Here is a 20,114-nt window from a genome sequence, read left to right as displayed (position 1 = left end):
GCACCGCCCGGTAAATTTCCCCGCCCCTAGCTCGTTCAACTGGCAGCGCCCCTTCGGCTGCCGCACCGCGCCGGCCAGGGCCCCACCCAGAGCCGGACATCTCCATGAGCGCCCCACGACTTTCACGCCGCCTGATCCTCGCCCCGCTGCTGCTCGTCCCCCTCATCGCCCTGGCCGCCTGGAAGGCCCTGCCGGACGGCATCCACGAAGGCGACACCGTGCGCGTGGCGGTCACCAGCATCGAAAGCAGCGTCAGCGCCCTCGGCACCCTGCAGCCACGGCGCTACGTCGACGTCGGCGCCCAAGCGTCCGGACAGATCCAGAAGCTCCACGTGGAAGCCGGCGACACGGTCGAGGAAGGCCAGCTGCTGGTGGAAATCGACCCCTCCACCCAACAGGCACGGGTCGATGCCGGGCGCTCCTCCATCGACACCCTCAAGGCCCAGCTGGAAGAACAACGGGCCCAGCACGAACTGGCCCGTCAGCAGTACGCCCGCCAGCAGAAGCTCGCCGCCAGTGGCGCCACCCGTGACGAAGACCTGCAGGTGGCCCACGCCCAGCAGCGCTCCACCCAAGCGCGCATCGCCATGATCCAGGCGCAGATCCGCCAGGCCCAGGCCACACTGCGCAGCGACGAGGCCGAGCTCGGCTACACGCGCATCTACGCCCCTATCTCCGGCACCGTGGTCGCCGTCGACGCCCGCGTCGGCCAGACCCTCAACGCCCAGCAGCAGACGCCGCTGATCCTGCGCATCGCCAAGCTCTCGCCTATGACGGTCTGGGCCCAGGTGTCCGAAGCCGATATCGGCCGCGTGCGCCCCGGCATGCCCGCCTGGTTCACCACCCTCAGCGGCGAAGGCCGTCGCTGGGAAGCCCGCGTGCGCCAGGTGCTGCCCTTGCCGCCGCGCCCCCTCGACCAGCTCAGCCAGGGCGGCGGCAGCCCCACCGGCAGCGGCGGTCGCGTGGTGCTCTACACCGTGCTACTGGACGTGGACAACCAGGACAACGTCCTGATGACCGAGATGACCGCCCAGGTCCACTTCGTTTCCCAGCGTGCCGAAAACACCCTCGCCGTGCCCATCGCCGCCCTGCGCGACGGCGACGCCGGCGGCGACATGGTGCTGGTGGTCGGTGCCCGTGGCGCCCTCGAGGAACGCCCGGTGCAGACCGGCGTGCGCGACCGCATGCAGGTCCAGGTGCTCTCCGGCCTGGCCGAGGGCGAGCGCCTGCTGATCGGCGAACCCGCCCAATGAAGGCCCTGCACGAACCCGCCCTGCTGGAACTGGTCGACGTCCGCAAGCGCTACGGCGGCAACGGTACCCCGGAAGTCGAGGTGCTGCGCGGCATCTCCCTGCGCATCGACGCCGGCGAATTCGTCGCCATCGTCGGCGCCTCGGGTTCCGGCAAATCCACCCTCATGAACATCCTCGGCTGCCTCGACCGCCCCAGCTCCGGCAGCTACCGCTTCGCCGGCCGCGACGTCGCCGCGCTGGATGTCGACGAGCTGGCCTGGCTGCGCCGCGAGGCCTTCGGCTTCGTGTTCCAGGGCTACCACCTGATTCCCTCCGCCTCGGCCCGTGAAAACGTCGAGATGCCGGCCATCTACGCCGGCACCCCCGGCCCCGAGCGCGCCGCCCGCGCTGCTGAGCTGCTGCAGCGCCTGGGCCTGGAAAGCCGCGCCGGTAACCGCCCGCACCAGTTGTCCGGCGGCCAGCAGCAACGCGTCTCCATCGCCCGCGCGCTGATGAACGGCGGCCATGTGATCCTCGCCGACGAACCCACCGGTGCCCTCGACAGCCAGAGCGGCATCGAGGTGATGAAGCTGCTCGACGAGCTTTCCGCCCAGGGCCACGCGGTGATCCTCATCACCCACGACCGCGAAGTGGCCGCCCGCGCCCAGCGCATCATCGAAGTGCGCGACGGCCATATCCTCAGTGACAGCGCCGACGGCCAGCTGCCCAGCGGCAACGCCGGCGCGCTACCTGCCAGCCGCCTGCGCGAGCGCCTGGAAGAACGCCGCGAACTGCCCGCCGGCGCCTGGCGCGGTGAGCTGCTGGAAGCCCTGCGCGCCGCCTGGCGGGTGATGTGGGTGAACCGCTTCCGCACCGCCCTGACCCTGCTCGGCATCGTCATCGGCGTCGCCTCGGTGGTGGTCATGCTGGCCATCGGCGAAGGCAGCAAGCGCCAGGTGATGGCGCAAATGGGCGCCTTCGGCTCCAACATCATCTACCTCTCCGGCTTCTCGCCGAACCCGCGCGTGCCCGAGGGCGTGGTCACCCTCGCCGACATCGCCGCGCTGTCCGGTCTGCCCCAGGTGCAGCGGATCATGCCGGTCACCGGCGGCGACACCCTGGTACGCCACGGCAACCTCGATTTCCAGGCCTACACCCGGGGCAACGGCATCGACTTCCCCAGCATCCTCAACTGGCCCGTCGCCGAAGGCGCCTTCTTCGACCAGGCCGACGAGGACAGCGCCGCCACCGTCGCGGTGATCGGCCAGAAGGTGCGCGACAAGCTGTTCGCCGGGCGCGACCCCATCGGCCAGCACATCCTCATCGAGAACGTGCCCTTCCAGGTGATCGGCACCCTGGTGGCCAAGGGCGCCAGTTCCGGCGACGAAGACGCCGACACCCAGATCGTCGTGCCCTACTCCACCGCCAGCATCCGCCTGTTCGGCAAGCCGGACCCGGACTTCGTCGTGGTCGCCGCCGCCGACGCCAGCCGCGTGCAACAGGCCGAAGCCGCCATCGACCGCCTGCTGCTGCGCCTGCACCGTGGCGTGCGCGACTTCGAGGTGACCAACAACGCCGCGCTGATCCAGGCCGAGGCCAGCACCCGCAACAGCCTCTCGCTGATGCTCGGTGCCATCGCCGCCATCTCCCTGCTGGTGGGCGGCATCGGCGTGATGAACATCATGCTCATGACCGTGCGCGAGCGGACCCGTGAAATCGGCATCCGCATGGCCACCGGCGCCCGCCAGCGCGACATCCTCCGCCAGTTTCTCACCGAGGCCACGCTGCTCTCGGTCACCGGCGGCATCGCCGGCATCGCCATCGCCCTGCTGGTGGGCGGCGCGCTGCTGCTGGCGGACGTCGCCATCGCCTTCTCCCTCACGGCCATGCTCGGCGCCTTCGGTTGCGCCCTGGCCACCGGCGTCGCCTTCGGCTTCATGCCGGCGCGCAAGGCGGCACGGCTCGACCCGGTAACCGCACTGAGCAGCCCATGACCGTATTCACGCCCCGCACCCTGCTGCCCCTGTGTCTCGCCCTCGGCGCCTGCGCCGGCACGGACAAGACACCCACCACCGGCATCGCGCCGCCCGCCCATTGGCAGGCCAGCACCGACAACCGCCAGGCGCAGGTTGCCGCCGACTGGTGGCGCGCCTTCGGCAGCCCGGAACTCGCCGCGCTGATCGACCAGGCCCGCCAGGGCAGCTTCGACCTGGCCGCCGGCCGCGCGCGGGTGCGCCAGGCCAGCACGGCTGCGATCATCGCCGGCGCCCCGTTGCTGCCCGAGGTGAAGGCCGAACTCAGCGGCAGCTACCAGCAATTGCTGGGCGACAAGGGCTTCAGCGCCCTGGACGCCTCCTCCGACCAACCCCGCTTCGACACCTACGCCACCGGCCTCAGCGCCAGCTACGAGCTGGACTTCTGGGGCGGCAAGCGCGCCGCCCGCGACAGCGCCGTGCACGGCCTGGATGCGGCCCGCTTCGACCAGGCGACCCTGGAGCTGACCCTGCTCGCCGGCGTCGCCAGCAGCTACCTGCAGGTGCTGGCCCTGGACGAGCAACGGCGCATCGCCAAAAGCAACCTCGACAATGCCCGCCAGGTGCTGCAACTGGTGGATGCGCGCCAGGGCGCCGGTGCCGCCACGCAGCTGGAGCTTGCCCAGCAGCGCAGCCTGGTGGCCGGCCGTGAACGCGCCCTGGAGCGCCTGCACCAGCAGGCCGGGGAAGCCCGCGTCGCCCTCGCCGCCCTGCTCGGCCAACCGGTACAAACCCTCAGCCTGAAGGGCGAGAAGCTGGGCGCCCTGCAATGGCCCGGCACCGGCGCCGGCCTGCCCAGCGAACTGCTCGGGCGCCGCCCCGACATCGCCGCCGCCGAAGCCCGCCTGGCCGCCGCCGATGCCGACGTGCGCGTCGCCCGCGCCGCGATGCTGCCGAGCCTGACCCTCAGCGCCAACCTCGGCACCGGTTCCGAGCAGTTCTCCGACGTGCTGCGCAACCCCTACTTCGGCGTCGCTGCCGGCCTCGCCGCGCCGATCTTCAATGCCGGTCGCCTCGACGCCAGCCACCAGCAACGCCAGGCCCGCGAGGAAGAACTGCTGGCCAACTACCGCGCCGCCATCGTCGCCGCCTTCGGCGATGTAGAACGCGCCCTGCTGGCCATCGACGGCCTCGACCGCCAACGCCAATGGCAAGCCGAGGAGCTGGCCCAGGCGCAACGCGCCTTCGACCTCGCGGAAAACCGCTACCGCGCCGGCGCCGAAACCCTGCTCACCGTGCTGGAAACCCAACGCAGCCTCTACCAGGCCGAAGACGAAGCCGTGCAACTGCGCCTCGCCCGCCTGCAAGCCGCCGTCGGCCTCTACAAGGCCCTGGGTGGCGGCTGGACGCTGGAAGCTAGTCAGCTGGCCGAACGCACCCCGGGCTGAAGCCCGGGCTACCCGATTCGCACCAGGCGCAGCATCGCCCGTGGGAGCGAATTCATTCGCGATTGGCAATGCACCACGCGCCGGGTTTCACCCGACCTACATCCCGCCTCACCCGCCATCGGTGTCGACCTGATGCCCCGCCTGGTGGAGGTAAAAAGCGACCTCCACCCTACGCTCCGGGGTACGCCCTGCCTGTGGGAACGAATTCATTTGTGATCGGCATTCAGGCACGCGCACAGGCCGATCCCGGCACGCTTGTGTAGGGGCGAATTCATTCGCCCAGCGGTGCGCAGCATCGCCCGTGGGAGCGAATTCATTCGCGATGCCCGACACGCGAGCCAAGGCCGGATCAGGCCTTGCCCGGCAACTTCAGGTTGCGCGCATACCAGGGCCGGCGCGGGGTGCGGCGCAGCAGGTCGCTGATATCGCCCTCATCACTGAAAGCGATGCGCAAGGCCAGCTTCATGGCTTCGATCTCCATCTCGCCCATGCCGCCGCCGGCGTCGGTGATGCCACCGCAGCCATGGGTGCTCGGCCCGAGCCAGGGGTCGGGCACCTCCACCCAGCGCCCCGGGGCGAACCAGGAGACGCCGTTGATATCGCGGCGCTGCACCTCGCCCGGGTGGGCGCGCTCGTGGGCGCGGTACCAGTCCTCGATGCGCGCGTCGATCCAGCCGTGGAAGCGCCAGAACACCGGGTTCACATGGGAGGAAAACGGGTCGCCGAGATAATCGTTCTCGGCGCGGAACCAGCGCGCGGCGTAGTCGGCCGGGTCGCGGTCACCGGCCACCGGCATGCCGTTGGACGGGTCGCGGGTGACCGTGGCCCAGCGCATGTGCAGCCAGTCGTGGATGTTCAGCTCCACCTCGGAGCCGAACTCCGCCAGGGTCAGCCGGCTCAGGTAGTCCGGGTCCTGGTACTGGGATTCCCACACCTGGAAGTTGCTGAAGAAAGTCTCGCCGGCCTTGATGCCGCGCAACCACTCGCTCAGCTCCTCGTCATCGGCCGCCAGCCAGGCCGGCGGCACCGAGTCGCCGTCGTGGTTCTCCTGGTAGCGGATGAACCCCAGGCGATCGTGCTCGACATAGGGCGACGGCAGCGGCAGGCGCTTCCAGTCCGGCAGGTCGGGCTGCAGGGTGCGCGCCTGACCGAGCATGTGCCGGTGCATGAAGAAGAAGTCCTCCCCCGAGCCATTGAGGTGCTTGCGCCGCCCCCGTGCGCCGCGTTCGGCGTCACGCGGGCCGGGTTGCCAGCCGGCGCCGCGCAGGGCATCGCGGCGGGCCTCGTCGAGGCGGTGCCATTTGTCCCGGGTGGCATGCCAGAGCTGGTGGAACAGTCGGTGTTCGGGAGAGACCAGCCAGCTCATCAGCGCCGGTGCCAGCGGGGTGACCTGGTGCGCCTCGGGGAAGGCACGCTTGGTGGCGACGAACTGGCTGTCCGGCTCGGGCATGTTCAGCGGCCGGTCGATACGGCGGATGCGTCCGGTCAGCGTTCCCGCCCCGGCATCGCCCCAACTGCCCCAGACCTCATCGAGAGTCGCCTCCAGCTCATGACTGGGGGCCGACTCGCCCACCGGCACCAGGCGCCAGCGCAGCTTGCCGGCATCCGCCGCCACCAGTTCGCCCAGCACCCGGTAACGGGGCTCTTCGCTGCTCCGCAGGCGCTCGCCCAGGTCGATGAAGCCGCGCAGGGAGCGCCCGGTGGGGCCGATATCGAGGAGCATCTGCACGCCCTGCACCGGCAGGTCGTCCAGGCCAATGTCCATGCCGCTGAAGCGCAGGTCCCAGATGCCGCGCAGCTTCCCGCTGAGGCTCACGCCCTCGCCTGCGGCAGCCTCGACACTGGCCTCGCCAGGCGCCTCCACCTGGTCCTTCTCCAGCTTGTCGTCGTGGTCCACCGGCTGGCGTGCGTACCACACCGCAGGCACTGCCGCCCCGACCACCGCCAGCCCCGCCATGAACCCACGCCTGGAAAACCTCATCGTCACATCCGTATCCGTGTCAGCCACTCCAGCTAGAACGAGAGGCCCTGATACAAATTTACTGCCCCCACACCGCTAAATTTCCCGCTGCCACCCTCGTTCCTCCGTGACAGGCGAACCCCGCAGCGGCGGGCGTCGCAAACGCAACGACCCTGGCAATCAACGGGATGGCAATGAACACGACCCGCTCCAGCAAGGCCCCCTACCTCGTCGCCCTGGCGCTCCTCCTCGCCCTTGTCGCAGCCGCGGCCTGGTACTTCTTCGTGCAGCGCCAGCCCGAGGGCTACCCGAAGGAGGTGGTGAAGCACGCTGCCGAACTGCAGGACCGCATCCTCTCCTTCGACAGCCACATCACCGTGCCGATGGACTTCGGCACCGAAGGCAAGGAAGCGGACAAGGACGGCGAAGGCCAGTTCGACCTGATCAAGGCCGGGCGCGGGCGCCTCTCCGGTGCGGCGCTGACCCTCTTCGGCTGGCCGGAGATCTGGAACGGCCCCAACGCCCCCCACCGCCCCACCGCCGCCTTCGTCGACGAAGCGCGTCACCAGCAGGAACTGCGCTACAAAATCATCAGCGGCATGGTGCGCGACTTCCCCAACCAGGTCGGCATCGCCTACACCCCGGCCGACTTCCGCCGCCTGCACGGCGAAGGCAAGTTCGCCATCTTCATCAGCATGCTCAACGCCTACCCACTGGGCGAAGACCTCAACGCGCTGGACACCTGGGCCGCACGCGGCATGCGCATGTTCGGTTTCAGCTATGTAGGCAACAACGCCTGGGCCGACTCCTCGCGCCCGCTGCCCTTCTTCAACGACAGCGCCGACGCCCTCGGCGGCCTCTCGCCCCTGGGCGAACAGGCGGTGGCGCGGCTCAATGACCTGGGCGTGATCATCGACGTGTCGCAGATGTCCACCCTGGCCCTGGAAGACGTCGCCCGCCTCAGCCGCGCCCCCATGGTCGCCTCTCACTCGGCGCCGCGCGCGCTGGTGGACATCCCCCGCAACCTCAGCGACCGCGAGCTGCAAACCATCAAGGACAGCGGCGGCGTGATCCAGGTGGTGGGCTTCCCCGCCTACCTCAAGCCCCTCAGCAAGCCGACCCTGGACAAGCTCAACGCCCTGCGCGCGCGCTTCGACCTGCAGCCGCTGGACGGCCTGGCCAATGCCCTGATGCCGGGTGACGCGATCATCTCCATCTGGCCCGAACAGCGCTTCGGCGAGTACGCCAGTTCGCTCTACGCCATCCTCGAAGAAGAGCCTCGCGCCAGCGTCAAGGAGCTGGTGGACGCCATCGACTACACCGTGCGCAAGGTCGGCATCGACCACGTCGGCATCGCTTCCGACTTCAACGACGGCGGCGGCGTCGAGGGCTGGATGAACGTCGGCGAGTCGCGCAACCTCACCGCCGAGCTGATCCTGCGTGGCTACTCCGACGCCGATATCGCCAAGCTCTGGGGCGGCAACTTCCTCCGCGTCTGGGAAGAGGTGCAGCGCCGCGCCAAGCCGGCCGCTGCCAGCGCCCAGCAACCGCAAGCGGAGCGTGGCTGATGAGCGATCGCCGTACCTTCCTCAAGCACGCCGGCCTGCTCGCCGCCGCCCTGCCCCTGGGCTCCACCCTCGCCGGCCACGCCCAGGCCGCCACGCCGCCAGCCAGCCCCGCCAAGGACAAATGGCAGGCGCTGCGCCAGCAGTTCGACCTGGACCCGGCCTACCTGCACTTCTGCAACTTCCTCCTCGCCTCCCACCCTCGCGTGGTGCGCGAGGCCATCGCCCACTTCCGCGCCCGCCTCGACCAGAACCCCGGCGAAGTGCTGGACTGGGACCGCGAGGAACTCTGGGGCTACGAGAACGACGTGCGCGCCTGGGCCGGCCGCTACTTCGGCGTGCGCCCCGGCCAGGTCGCCCTCACCGGCAGCACCACCGACGGCCTGTCGATGATCTACGGCGGCCTGCAGGTGGCGCCGGGCAAGGAGATCCTGGTCAGCGCCCACGAGCACTACTCCACCAACGCCCGCCTGGACTACCGCGAGCAACTGATGGGCACCCGGGTGCGCAGCGTGCCGTTGTTCAAGGAGCCGCACAGCGCCTCGGTGGACGAAATGCTCGGCAACATCCGCCAGGCCATCCGCCCCGAGACCCGCGTGCTGGGCATGACCTGGGTGCAATCCGGCAGCGGCGTGAAGCTGCCGGCGCGTGAGGTCGGCCAACTGGTGAAGGAGGCCAACCAGGGCCGCGACGAAGCCGACCGCATCCTCTACGTGGTGGATGGCGTCCACGGCTTCGGCGTCGAGGACCTGAACTTCGCCGACTTCAACTGCGACTACTTCATCGCCGGCACCCATAAATGGCTGTTCGGCCCGCGCGGCACCGGCGTCATCATCGCCCGCGAGGAAAAACCGCAGCCCTACCTGGTGCCCAGCGTGCCCACCTTCACCATGGGCGAGACCTTCGGCACCCTGATGACCCCCGGCGGCTACCACGCCTTCGACCATCGCCTGGCGGTGGGCAAGGCCTTCGAGTTGCACCTGGAACTGGGCAAGGCCGATGTCCAGGCGCGCATCCACCAGCTCAACAGCTACCTCAAGGACCGCCTCGCCGAGCACGCCAAGGTGCAGCTGGTCACGCCACGCAGCACCTCGCTGTCTTCGGGCTTCACCTTCTTCCGCGTCGAAGGCCGCGACTGCGACGCCGTGGCCCGCCACCTGATGGCCAACAAGGTGATCAGCGACGCCGTGGACCGCGACGTCGGCCCGGTGGTGCGCCTGGCACCCAGCCTGCTCAACGACGAAGCCGAGATCGACCGGGTGATGGACATCCTCGCCCCGCAGCTCGCCTGACCCTTTCGCCCTTCGAGAAAATCGCCATGCATGCACTCAAGCCCCTGGCCCTGGTGGCCACCCTGTTCGCCGCCGCGCCGGCCCTCGCCGCCGAGGCGCAAACGCCCGGCAGCCTGTTCAAGGACTGCAAGGACTGCCCCGAAATGGTCGTGCTGCCCGCCGGCAGCTTCACCATGGGCGCCCCCGAGAGCGAACTCGGCCGCCAGCCCGACGAAGGCCCGCTGCACACCGTGACCTTCGCCAAGCCCTTCGCCATCAGCAAGTTCCAGGTGCTGGCCAAGGAACTGCAGGCCTGGCAGCGCGAGGCCAAGGTCACCCTCCCCGACGGCGACGACCGCCCCGGGCGCCTGTGCAGCAACGGCAAGCCCAGCTACCCGCAAGGCCCTGAGCAGCCCGCCGTGTGCATCAGCTACGACGAGGTGAGGGCCTATGTCGCCTGGCTGTCGAAGAAGACCGGCAAGCACTACCGCATGCTCAGCGAATCCGAACGCGAGTACGCCGCCCGCGCCGGCAGCGAAGGCCCCTTCCCTTTTCCCCTCGACGAAGGCAAGGACTACAGCATCGCCAAGCACGCCAACACCTACGGCGCCGCCGACGGCTACAACTTCACCTCCCCGGCGGGCACCTTCCCGGCCAACGCCTTCGGCGTCTACGACATGCACGGCAACGTCTACGAATGGGTGGCGGACTGCCAGAACGATGACTACAAGGGCGCCCCCAGCGACGGCAGCTCCTGGATAGCCGGCAACTGCGAGTCACGCATGATCCGCGGCAACGACTACTCCGAAGCGCCGATCTTCTCCCGCTCCGGCAACCGCAACGACCGCGACCCCGCCACCCGTGGCGACTGGCTGGGCTTTCGCGTCGCCCGCGAGCTCTGAGTGGGCGACCGTGCGGGTTAAATCCGCTCCCCCACAGCTCGTCTTCTCTCTACACAGCCCCGCGCCCAATGCACGGGGCTGCCTCCCATGCGGTGAACGAGGCCGATCATGACTTCAGCTCCACGCAGCGCCACCCGAGAACTCCTGAGCCTGATCAAGCCTTACCGCTCGACCATGTTCGCCTCGATCCTCTGCGGCATCCTCGGCGGCCTGAGCGTTACGGCGCTGCTGGCCACCGTCAACCAGGGCCTGCACAACGAGGCCGGCATCGACAGCCAGGTCGTGCTGGCCTTCGTCGGCCTCTGCGCCGTCGCCCTGCTGGCCAGCATCGCCGCCGACATCGGCAGCAACTCGGTGGGCCAGCGGGTCATCGCCCTGCTGCGCAAGGACCTCGGGGCCAAGGTGCTCTCCGCGCCGATCGAACAGATCGAACGCTACCGCACCCACCGGCTCATCCCGGTGCTGACCCACGACGTCGACACCATCAGCGACTTCGCCTTCGCCTTCGCCCCCCTGGCCATCTCCATGACCGTGGTGCTCGGCTGCCTGGGCTACCTGGCGACGCTGTCGCTGCCCATCTTCACCCTCACGTTGCTGGCCATCGGCATCGGCTCGGCCGTGCAGTTCGTCGCGCAAAGCAAGGGGCTGCAAGGCTTCCATGCCGCCCGCGACGCCGAGGACAACCTGCAGAAGCACTACCAGGCGATCTCCGAAGGCGCCAAGGAACTGCGCATCCACCGGCCGCGCCGCCAGCGCATGCTCAAGGACAACATCCAGGGCACCGCCGATTTCATCTGCCAGACCCATATCCGTGCGATCAACATCTTCGTGATCGCCAAGAGCTTCGGCTCGATGCTGTTCTTCGTGGTCATCGGCCTGGCCCTGGCCATGCAGTCGATCTGGCCGAGCGCCAACCCCGAGGTGATGAGCGGGTTCGTCCTGGTGCTGCTGTACATGAAGGGGCCGCTGGAGAACCTGATCGGCAACCTGCCCATCGTCGGCCGCGCGCAGATCGCCTTCCGCCGCATCGCCGATCTCTCGGAGCGTTTCTCCTCGCCGGAACCGCACCTGCTGCTGGAAACCCCGCCCCAGGCACCGCCCGCACTGCACAGCCTGGAGTTGCGCAACGTCCACTACGCCTTCCCGGCGGTGGATGGCAACGCCCCGTTCACCCTCGGCCCGATCAACCTGGACGTCGGCGCCGGCGAGATCCTCTTCATCGTCGGCGAGAACGGTTGCGGCAAGACCACCCTGATCAAGCTGCTGCTGGGCCTCTACAGCCCGCAACAGGGCGAGATACGGGTCAACGGCCAGGCAGTCGCCCCCGAGGGGCTGGACGAGTACCGGCAGATGTTCACCACGGTGTTCGCCGACTACTTCCTCTTCGAGGACGTGCTCTCGTCAGACCGCGCCATCCCCCAGGACGCCACGCAATACCTGCAGCGCCTGGAGATCGCCCACAAGGTCCGCGTGAAGGACGGGCGCTTCACCACCACCGACCTGTCCACCGGGCAACGCAAGCGCCTGGCCCTGGTCAACGCCTGGCTGGATGAACGCCCGGTGCTGGTGTTCGACGAATGGGCGGCAGACCAGGACCCGACCTTCCGCCGCATCTTCTACACCGAGCTGCTGCCGGACCTTAAGCGCATGGGCAAGACCATCGTCGTCATCTCCCACGACGACCGCTATTTCGACATCGCCGACCAGCTGATCCGCCTGCAGACCGGCAAGGTCGTCAGCGACCAGCCCGCCCTCGCCTGACCCCGCCAGCGGCGGGCGCCTCGGCGCGCCCGCCCACCCCTCGTTCGCCGCCTCCGGGAAAGGTCGCCAGACGCCTAAATCCCACTCGCCAGCCTTCGTCTTCATGACAACGTTTGTTTTCAGCCGACGGCGACGAGATCGACAATGACGCAACTCCCCTCCCTGCCCGATGACGACCTGCTGGCCCTTCTTCTCGCCGACGAGGGCGAGCCGAGCGACGTCATCCGCCGCCTTCCCGAAGAAGGCCCCCGCCAGGTTTCTTTCGCCCAGCAACGCCTCTGGCTGCTGCAGCAGATCGACCCCCAAGACTCCGCCTACAACCTGCCCCGTGCGTTCGTCATCCGTGGCCCGTTGCAACCGGCTCAGCTCGAAGCCGCGCTGGGCAAGGTCATGGATCGGCACGACATCCTGCGTACCCGCTTCGAGGAAACCGACGGCGCACCCCGCCAGCAGGTGGTGCCCTCGACAGTGCCGCGACTGGAGGTCCGGGACCTCTCGGCGCTGACCGCCGACGAGCGCCAGGCGATGCTCGCGCGCTGCGTGGAGCAACAGGCCGGGGCCGCCTTCGACCTGAGTCAGGCGCCGCTGCTGCGCTGCATGCTGCTGCGCATGGGCAGCGAGGAGCACGTGCTGCTGCTGACCCTGCACCACATCGTCTCCGATGCCTGGTCCAACCCGATCCTCATGCAGGACCTGGTGCAGGCCTATCTCCAGGCCGCCAATGGCGACCCGCGGCCGTTGCCGCGCCCGGCCATCCAGTACGCCGACTACGCCCACTGGCAGCGCGAGGTCTACCCGGGCACGCCCGCCTTCCACGACGCCCACCGCTACTGGAGCGAGCACCTGGGCACGGACATTCCCACGCTCGCGCTGCCCCTGGACCGGCTGCCGCAGCCCGGCGCCCCGGCCACCGCGCGGCAACTGGCCCACGACCTGCCCGCCGCCCTGGTGCAACAGCTGCACGCGCGCTGCCGGGAACTGAGCCTCTCGCCCTTCGTGGTCCTGCTAGGTGCCTGGCAACTGCTGCTGGCCCGCTACAGCGGCCAGAGTGACTTCACCGTCGGCGTACCCAACGCCGGCCGCAACCGCGCGGAAACCCAAGAACTGATCGGCTGCTTCATCAACACCCAGGTGTACCGCGCCCGCCTCGATGCCGGGCAGACCGGGCAGGACTTCCTCCAGGCGTTGCGCCAGCAGTCCCTGGCAGCCATGGCCCACGCCGACTACCCCATCGAGTACCTGCTGGAAAGCCTCAACCTGCAGCGCAGCGCCGAAGGCAGCCCGCTGTTCCAGACGCTGTTCAACTGGCGGGTCAGCGAGGCGAGCACCACCGCCCCGACCATCGCCGGCCTGGCCATCGAAGCCCTGGGGGCCGGTGAACAGGACGCCAAGTTCGACCTGTCCCTGGATGTCGAATCCTCGCCGCACGGGCTGCACGCCACCCTGGAATACCGCGCCAGCGCATTCGACGCCGACACCGTCGCGCGCATCGCACGGCACTGGCAGCACCTGCTGCAACAACTGCTCGACCACCCCGAGCTGCCCCTCGGCATGCTGGCCACCCAGCCCGACGCAGAGCAGCAGGCGCGCCTCGCACAGAGCCGTGGCGCAGTCACCGCACCGACGCTGCAGGCCGTGCACCTGGCCATCGCCGCCCAGGCCAGCGCGACCCCCGACGCACCGGCCGTGCTGTTCGAACAGCGCACCCTCGCCTACGCCGAACTGGACCGCCTGGCCAACCGCCTGGCGCACCGCCTGGTCGCCCAGGGCGTGGGCGCGGACGTGCGCGTCGGCATCGCCCTGCCACGCAGCCCGGAGCTGGTCATCGCCCTGCTCGCCGTGCTCAAGGCCGGCGGCGCCTACGTGCCGCTGGACCCCAGCTACCCGCGCGACAGGCTGGCGTACATGATCGAAGACAGCGCCATCGCCGTGCTGCTCACCCAGGCCCGGCTGAAGGGGCAACTGCCGATCCCCGAGGCGCTGCAGACCCTGGAGCTGGATGAAACCAGCCCGCTGTGGAGCGAGGGCCCGGACCACGCCCTCAACGCTGCCGTGGAAGGCGACCAGCTCGCCTACATGATCTACACCTCCGGCTCCACCGGCCGCCCCAAGGGTGTGCAGGTGCGCCATGCCGGCCTGAGCAACCACATGCAGTGGATGCAGGGCGCGGTGCCCCTGGGCGCCGCTGACCGGGTGCTGCAGAAGACCGCCATCAGCTTCGATGCCTCGGTGTGGGAGTTCTGGCTGCCACTGCTGGGCGGCGCGCAACTGGTGCTGGGCTCCTCCGCGCTCGCCGACGACCTGTCGCTGCTGTGGCAGGAAGTCGCCGACCGGCGCATCACCCACCTGCAGATGGCCCCCTCGCTGCTGCGCGGCCTGCTGCCCCACAGCCTGGCCGGCCAGCTCGACTCGCTGCGCATGCTGCTGCTCGGCGGCGAGGCGCTGGACAACGCCCTGCTGCAGCAGGTCAGCCAGCAGTGGAGCGGCACGCTGGTCAACCTCTACGGCCCCACCGAAAGCACCATCGACGCCTGCGTGCACAGCATCGCCCTGCACCGCGACCAGCCCGGGCAGGACGCGGCAGCGCCGCCCATCGGCAACCCCATCGACAACCTCACCGGCTACGTCCTCGACGCCAACCTGCAGCCCTGCCCCATCGGTGTGCGCGGCGAGCTGTACATCGGCGGCGCCGGCCTGGCCCGGGGCTACCACGGCCAGCCCGGGCTCACCGCCGAGCGCTTCGTCGCCGACCCCTTCGGCCTCCCCGGCAGCCGCCTCTACCGCACCGGCGACCTGGCCCGCTACCGCCAGGACGGCCTCCTCGAATGCCTCGGGCGCACCGACCACCAGGTGAAGATCCGTGGCTTGCGCATCGAACTGGGTGAAATCGAAGCGGCCATCGCCCACCTGCCGCCCGTCCACGAAGCCGCTGTGCTCGCCGTGGACATGGCCGCCAGCCGCCAGCTGGTGGCCTACTGGAGCCCCCGTGAAGGCACCCCGGGTGACGAACAGACGCTGCGCGCGGAGCTGATGCAGGCCCTGGCGCAACGGCTTCCCGAACACATGGTGCCGGCGCACTGGGTGATGCTCGAACGCTTGCCGCTGACCCCCAATGGCAAGCTCGACCGTGCCGCGCTGCCGCGCCCCGATGCGAGCGCCCCGCAGCGCCAGTGGCAGGCACCGCAGAACGACCTGGAACGCCGCATCGCCGCCATCTGGCAGGAGGTGCTCAAGCGCGACCGCATCGGTATCGACGAGAACTTCTTCGAGCTCGGTGGCGACTCGATCCTCTCCATCCAGGTGGTCAGCCGGGCGCGCCAGCGCGACCTGCGCTTCACCCCCAAGGACATCTTCAACAACCAGACCATCCGTGGCCTGGCCACCGTCGCGCAGCCCCTGGAACACACCACGCTGCTGGCGGACCAGGGCCCGGCGACCGGCGAGGCACCTCTGCTGCCCGTGCAGCACGCCTTCTTCGAACGTGACCTGCCCGAGCGCCAGCATTGGAACCAATCGGTGCTGCTGCAACCGGCCCAGCCGCTGGAGCCCGAGGTCCTGACCCGCGCCCTGCACGCGCTGGTCGCCCACCACGACGCCCTGCGCCTGCGCTTCGCCGAAGGTGAAAACGGCTGGAGCGCCCGGTACAGCGACCTGCACGACGACCCGGAGCTGCTCTGGCGAAGCTCCCTGGCCACGCTGGCGGAACTGGAGCCCCTGGCGCAGCAGGCCCAGCGCAGCCTAGACCTGGCGCAGGGCCCCCTGCTCCGCGCCATGCTGGTGGAGTGCGCCGACGCGGGCCAGCGCCTGCTGGTGGTGATTCACCACCTGGTGGTCGATGGCGTGTCCTGGCGCATCCTCCTCGAAGACCTGCAAACGGCCTACCGCCAGGCCCGGGAGGGCAGCACCATCCAGCTGCCCGCCAAGACCAGTTCCTTCCGCCAATGGGGCGAGCGGCTCCAGGCCTACGCCCCGGCCCAGGCCGGGCAGGAACAGCCCTGGCTCGCAAGCCGCGGCTGCAGCACCACGCTGCCCGGTGCCAGGGTCGATGCCAGCCTCTGCTCGCGCCACGCCGACACCGTCAGCATCGGCCTCGACCCGGCGCTCACCAGCAAGCTGCTCAACAACGCACCGGCGGCCTACCGCACGCGGATCAACGACCTGCTGCTCACCGCGCTGGCCAGGGCCGTATGCCGCTGGACCGGCGACGCCTCGACACTGGTCGAACTCGAAGGCCACGGCCGCGAAGACCTGTTCGACGACATCGACCTCACACGCACCGTGGGCTGGTTCACCAGCCTGTACCCGGTGCAGCTGTCGCCGCAGGGGGACATGGGCGCGTCGATCAAGGCCATCAAGGAGCAACTGCGGGCGGTCAAGGACAATGGCGTCGCCTTCGGCGCGCTGCGCTACCTGGGCACCCCTGACACCCGCCAGACCCTCGCGGGCCTGCCCACCCCGCGCATCACCTTCAATTACCTGGGCCAGTTCGACGGCAGTTTCGACGACGCCTCCGGCGCCTTCCTGGCCCCCTGCGAAGGCCCCACCGGCGACGAGCGTGACGCAGAAACGCCCCTGGGCAACTGGCTGACCATCAACGGCCAGGTGTTCGACAACCGCCTCAGCCTCAGCTGGACCTTCAGCCGCGAGATGTTCCAGCGCGAGGCCATCGAAGCCCTGGCCGCCGACTGCCTGGCCGAGATCGAGCAAATAGTCGAGCACTGCTGCACCGGCCGCGCCCTCGGGGTGACCCCCTCGGACTTCCCCCTGGCCAGGCTCAGCCAGGCCCAGTTGGACGCCCTGCAGATCGCCCCGGACGACATCGAAGACATCTACCCGCTGTCGCCGATGCAGGAAGGCCTGCTGGTGCACACGCTGCTGGAGAAGCACTCCGGGATCTACTTCATGCAGGAGTGCTATGTGATCCGCGAGGCGCTGGACTACGCCGAGTTCCGCACCGCCTGGCGCCAGGTGATCCAGCGCCATGAAGCGGTCCGCGCCTCGTTCGTGTGGAACACCGGCGGCGACCTGATGCAGGTGATTCGCCGCGCCCCCGAGGTGGATGTCGCACTGCTGGACCTCAGCCTGCTGCCCGAGGACGAAGCCAAGGCGCGCATCGAAACCCTGCTCGCTGCAGAGCGCAAGGCCGGCTTCGACCTGGCCAGCGCACCGCCGATCCGCTTCCACCTGTTCCGGCTGCCCGACCAGAGCCACCTGTTCGTCATGAGCAACCACCACATCCTGCTGGACGCCTGGTGCCGCTCGCTGCTGATGGCCGACTTCTTCGAGATCTACCACGCGCGCCTGGAAGGCCGTCAGGAACACCTGCAGACGCCGTACCGCTTCCGTCACTTCATCGAGTGGCTGCAGCAGCAGGCACCCGACACCGCCGAAGCCTTCTGGCGTGGACAGCTCGAAGGTTTCGAGCAACCCACCGCCCTGCCCATGGACCGCCCGCCGGCTGGCGATCACGCCACCCATTCGGCCATCGACGACAACTACACCTGGCTGACCCTCGACGAAAGCCGCCTGCTGCAGGAGCGTGCCACCCAGCACCGCCTGACCCTGAACACCTTCGTCCAGGCGGCCTGGGCCCTCGCCCTGCACCACCACTCGCGGGCCCGCGACATCGTCTTCGGCGTGACCGTATCCGGCCGCCCGGCGCACATCCCGGAAATGCAGAGCACCGTGGGCCTGTTCATCAACAGCGTGCCCCTGCGCGTCGGCATTCCCGCGCCGCACCTGGGCACCGGCGTGCTGGAGTGGCTGCAGGGCATCCTCGCCAGCAACGTGGCGATGCGCGAGTACGACTACCTGCCGTTGGTGAAGATCCAGGCGTGCAGCGAGCTGCAAGCGGGCCTGTCGCTGTTCGACACCCTGTTCGTCTACGAGAACGCGCCCCTGGACGACTCGGTCGGCGAGGACGCGAAGAACCTCGGGGTGGCCGCCGAATCCTCGCGCACCCACACCAACTACCCGATCACCGCCGTCATCTACCCGGGCGAGCAGATGGGCCTGCACCTGTCCTATGACACGCGCTACTTCGACCGGCCGACCATGGACGCGCTGCTCGGGCGCTTCCGCAGCTTCCTGGTCGGCCTCGCCGGCTCGCTGGAGGGCCCGCTCGAAGCGCTGCTGGAGGCCGGCGACGATCTCGACGAACAGACCCTGCGGCACAACCGCACCGAGGTCGGGCACGACCTGATGACGCCCTACGTGGCCCAGTTCGAAGCCCGTGTCGACCAGCACCCCGAGCGGGTGGCCGCCACCTGCGAGGCACGCAGCTGGAGCTACCGCGAGCTGGACCAGCACGCCAACCGCCTCGGCCACCGGCTCATCGCCGAGGGCGTGGTGGCCGACCAGGCCGTCGCGCTGCTGGCCGACCGCGACCTCGAACTGCTGGGCATGATGATCGGCACCTTCAAGGCCGGCGCCGGCTACCTGCCCCTCGACCCGAGCCACCCGGACGAACGCCTCAGCGGCATCCTGCAACGCAGCGGCGCCCCCGCCCTGGTGTGCACGGCTGCCCACCGCCAGCGGGCCGAGGCGCTGATCGCCGGCGCCGCGCGGGACATCCGCCTGGTGGTCTGGGAAGAGCTGCCAGCGGGCGCCGATGATCAGCGCCGCCCCGGCATCCACAGCGGACCGCGCCACCTGGCCTATGTGATCTTCACCTCGGGCTCCACCGGGCAGCCCAAGGGCGTGATGGTCGAGCAGGCCGGCATGCTCAACAACCAGCTGAGCAAGGTGCCATACCTGCACCTGGACGAGCACGACATCATTGCCCAGACCGCCTCCCAGGCGTTCGACATCTCCGTGTGGCAGTTCCTCACCGCGCCGCTGTACGGCGCCCAGGTGCGGATCTTCCCCGACGCCGTTTCCCGCCACCCCGGCGTGCTGCTGGAGCAGACCAGGGCGCAGCGCATCTCCGTGCTGGAAATCGTCCCGGCGCTGATCCAGGCGATGCTCGAGGAGCCGCTCCAGGCCCTGCCCGACCTGCGCTGGCTGCTGCCCACGGGCGAGGCCCTGCCGGCCGAGACGGCCGCGGCCTGGCTGCGCCGCTACCCGGACATTCCCATGGTCAACGCCTACGGCCCCGCCGAGTGCTCGGACGACGTGGCGTTCTGGACCCTGACGCCCGAGTCCGCCCAGCGCCGCCAGGTGCCCATCGGCCACCCCACCGACAACAACCGCCTGTACCTGCTGGACGACTGCCTGACCCTGGTGCCGGACGGCGCCACCGGCGAAATCTGCGTGGCCGGCATCGGCGTGGGCCGGGGCTACTGCGCCGACCCCGTGCGCACTGCCCTGCAGTTCGTACCCAACCCTTTCGCCCTGGTACCCGGCGAACGCCTCTACCGCACCGGCGACCTGGCCCGCCGGCGCAAGGACGACCACGCCCTCGAGTACATCGGCCGCGTCGACCACCAGGTGAAGATCCACGGCTTCCGTATCGAGCCCGGCGAGATCGAAGCCCGCATCGCCCAGTTCCCCGGCATCCGCGAAGCGGCGGTGCTGGTCTGCGACAGCGGGCGCGGCAAGCAGCTGGTGGCCTTCCTCACCCTGCACGAAGGCGCCGCGGCGCTGACCGAGGATGTCGAGCGCCTGCGCGCCTTCCTCAAGAGCCAGCTGCCCGCCTACATGGTGCCGCCGCTGTACCAGGTGCTTGAGCAGATGCCGCGCAATGCCAACGGCAAGCTCGACCGCAAGGTGCTGGCGACCCTGGAACTGCGCAGCGCCGCGCACCTGCACCGGGCACCGGAAGGCGCCCTGCAGGAAGGCGTCGCCGCCATCTGGCGCGCCGTGCTGGGCATCGAGCAGGTCGGCCAGGACGACAACTTCTTCGCCCTGGGCGGCAACTCGCTGCTGGCCACCCAGGTGATTTCCCGAGTCCATCTGGAACTGAAGATCGAGGCGCCCCTGGCCAGCCTGTTCGAAAGCGCGATCTTCGAGGATTTCGCCGGCCAGCTCGCCGCCCAGCAGACCCCCACCACCGATTCTGACC

8 protein-coding genes and 2 pseudogenes are annotated in these 20,114 nt (G+C 69.4%); 9 read left to right on the top strand and 1 reads right to left on the bottom strand.

The window, feature by feature from the left end; translation table 11 throughout:
* The first annotated feature begins 104 nt into the window (after positions 1-104).
* The 3 genes from PSm6_RS24410 to PSm6_RS24400 are packed head-to-tail and all read left to right on the top strand — an operon-like array spanning position 105 to position 4,653.
* Positions 105-1,253, top strand: coding sequence for an efflux RND transporter periplasmic adaptor subunit (locus PSm6_RS24410; protein ID WP_265168475.1), 1,149 nt, complete (start codon positions 105-107; stop codon positions 1,251-1,253).
* Positions 1,250-3,226, top strand: a complete 1,977-nt coding sequence (locus PSm6_RS24405) for a MacB family efflux pump subunit (RefSeq protein ID WP_043243517.1) — start codon at positions 1,250-1,252, stop codon at positions 3,224-3,226. The genes PSm6_RS24410 and PSm6_RS24405 overlap by 4 nt, the downstream gene beginning before the upstream one ends.
* Positions 3,223-4,653, top strand: coding sequence for an efflux transporter outer membrane subunit (locus PSm6_RS24400; protein ID WP_265168474.1), 1,431 nt, complete (start codon positions 3,223-3,225; stop codon positions 4,651-4,653). The genes PSm6_RS24405 and PSm6_RS24400 overlap by 4 nt, the downstream gene beginning before the upstream one ends.
* A gap of 349 nt (positions 4,654-5,002) precedes the next feature.
* Here the strand turns inward: PSm6_RS24400 and pvdP are convergent, their stop codons facing one another.
* Positions 5,003-6,634, bottom strand: a complete 1,632-nt coding sequence (gene pvdP, locus PSm6_RS24395; protein ID WP_265168473.1) for a pyoverdine maturation tyrosinase PvdP — start codon at positions 6,632-6,634, stop codon at positions 5,003-5,005.
* Between the two features lie 173 nt (positions 6,635-6,807).
* Between pvdP and pvdM the strand changes: the two genes are divergently transcribed.
* The 6 genes and pseudogenes from pvdM to PSm6_RS30745 all read left to right on the top strand — a co-directional run.
* Positions 6,808-8,181, top strand: a complete 1,374-nt coding sequence (gene pvdM / locus PSm6_RS24390; protein ID WP_265168472.1) for a pyoverdine-tailoring dipeptidase-like protein PvdM — start codon at positions 6,808-6,810, stop codon at positions 8,179-8,181.
* Complete coding sequence (gene pvdN, locus PSm6_RS24385; protein WP_265168471.1) at positions 8,181-9,470, top strand: pyoverdine-tailoring periplasmic protein PvdN; 1,290 nt, start codon at positions 8,181-8,183, stop codon at positions 9,468-9,470. Before pvdM ends, pvdN begins: the two co-directional genes overlap by 1 nt.
* 26 nt (positions 9,471-9,496) lie before the next feature.
* Positions 9,497-10,351: a dihydropyoverdine dehydrogenase gene (gene pvdO / locus PSm6_RS24380; RefSeq protein ID WP_265168470.1), complete on the top strand. Its 855-nt coding sequence runs from the start codon at positions 9,497-9,499 to the stop codon at positions 10,349-10,351.
* A gap of 108 nt (positions 10,352-10,459) precedes the next feature.
* Positions 10,460-12,112 (top strand): cyclic peptide export ABC transporter, encoded by a 1,653-nt coding sequence (locus PSm6_RS24375; RefSeq protein WP_265168469.1) that lies wholly within the window; start codon positions 10,460-10,462, stop codon positions 12,110-12,112.
* A 144-nt stretch (positions 12,113-12,256) separates the two neighbouring features.
* A pseudogene (locus tag PSm6_RS30750) lies at positions 12,257-16,900 on the top strand (amino acid adenylation domain-containing protein); the annotation flags it as partial.
* Positions 16,901-20,080, top strand: a pseudogene (locus tag PSm6_RS30745) (amino acid adenylation domain-containing protein); the annotation flags it as partial. It lies immediately after the preceding pseudogene.
* Positions 20,081-20,114: the final 34 nt, after the last annotated feature.

The organism is Pseudomonas solani, from assembly GCF_026072635.1.
Taxonomy (GTDB): domain Bacteria; phylum Pseudomonadota; class Gammaproteobacteria; order Pseudomonadales; family Pseudomonadaceae; genus Metapseudomonas; species Metapseudomonas solani.
Note: the sequence above shows the minus strand (reverse complement) of the source record. Positions and strands in the feature narration are given on the sequence as shown.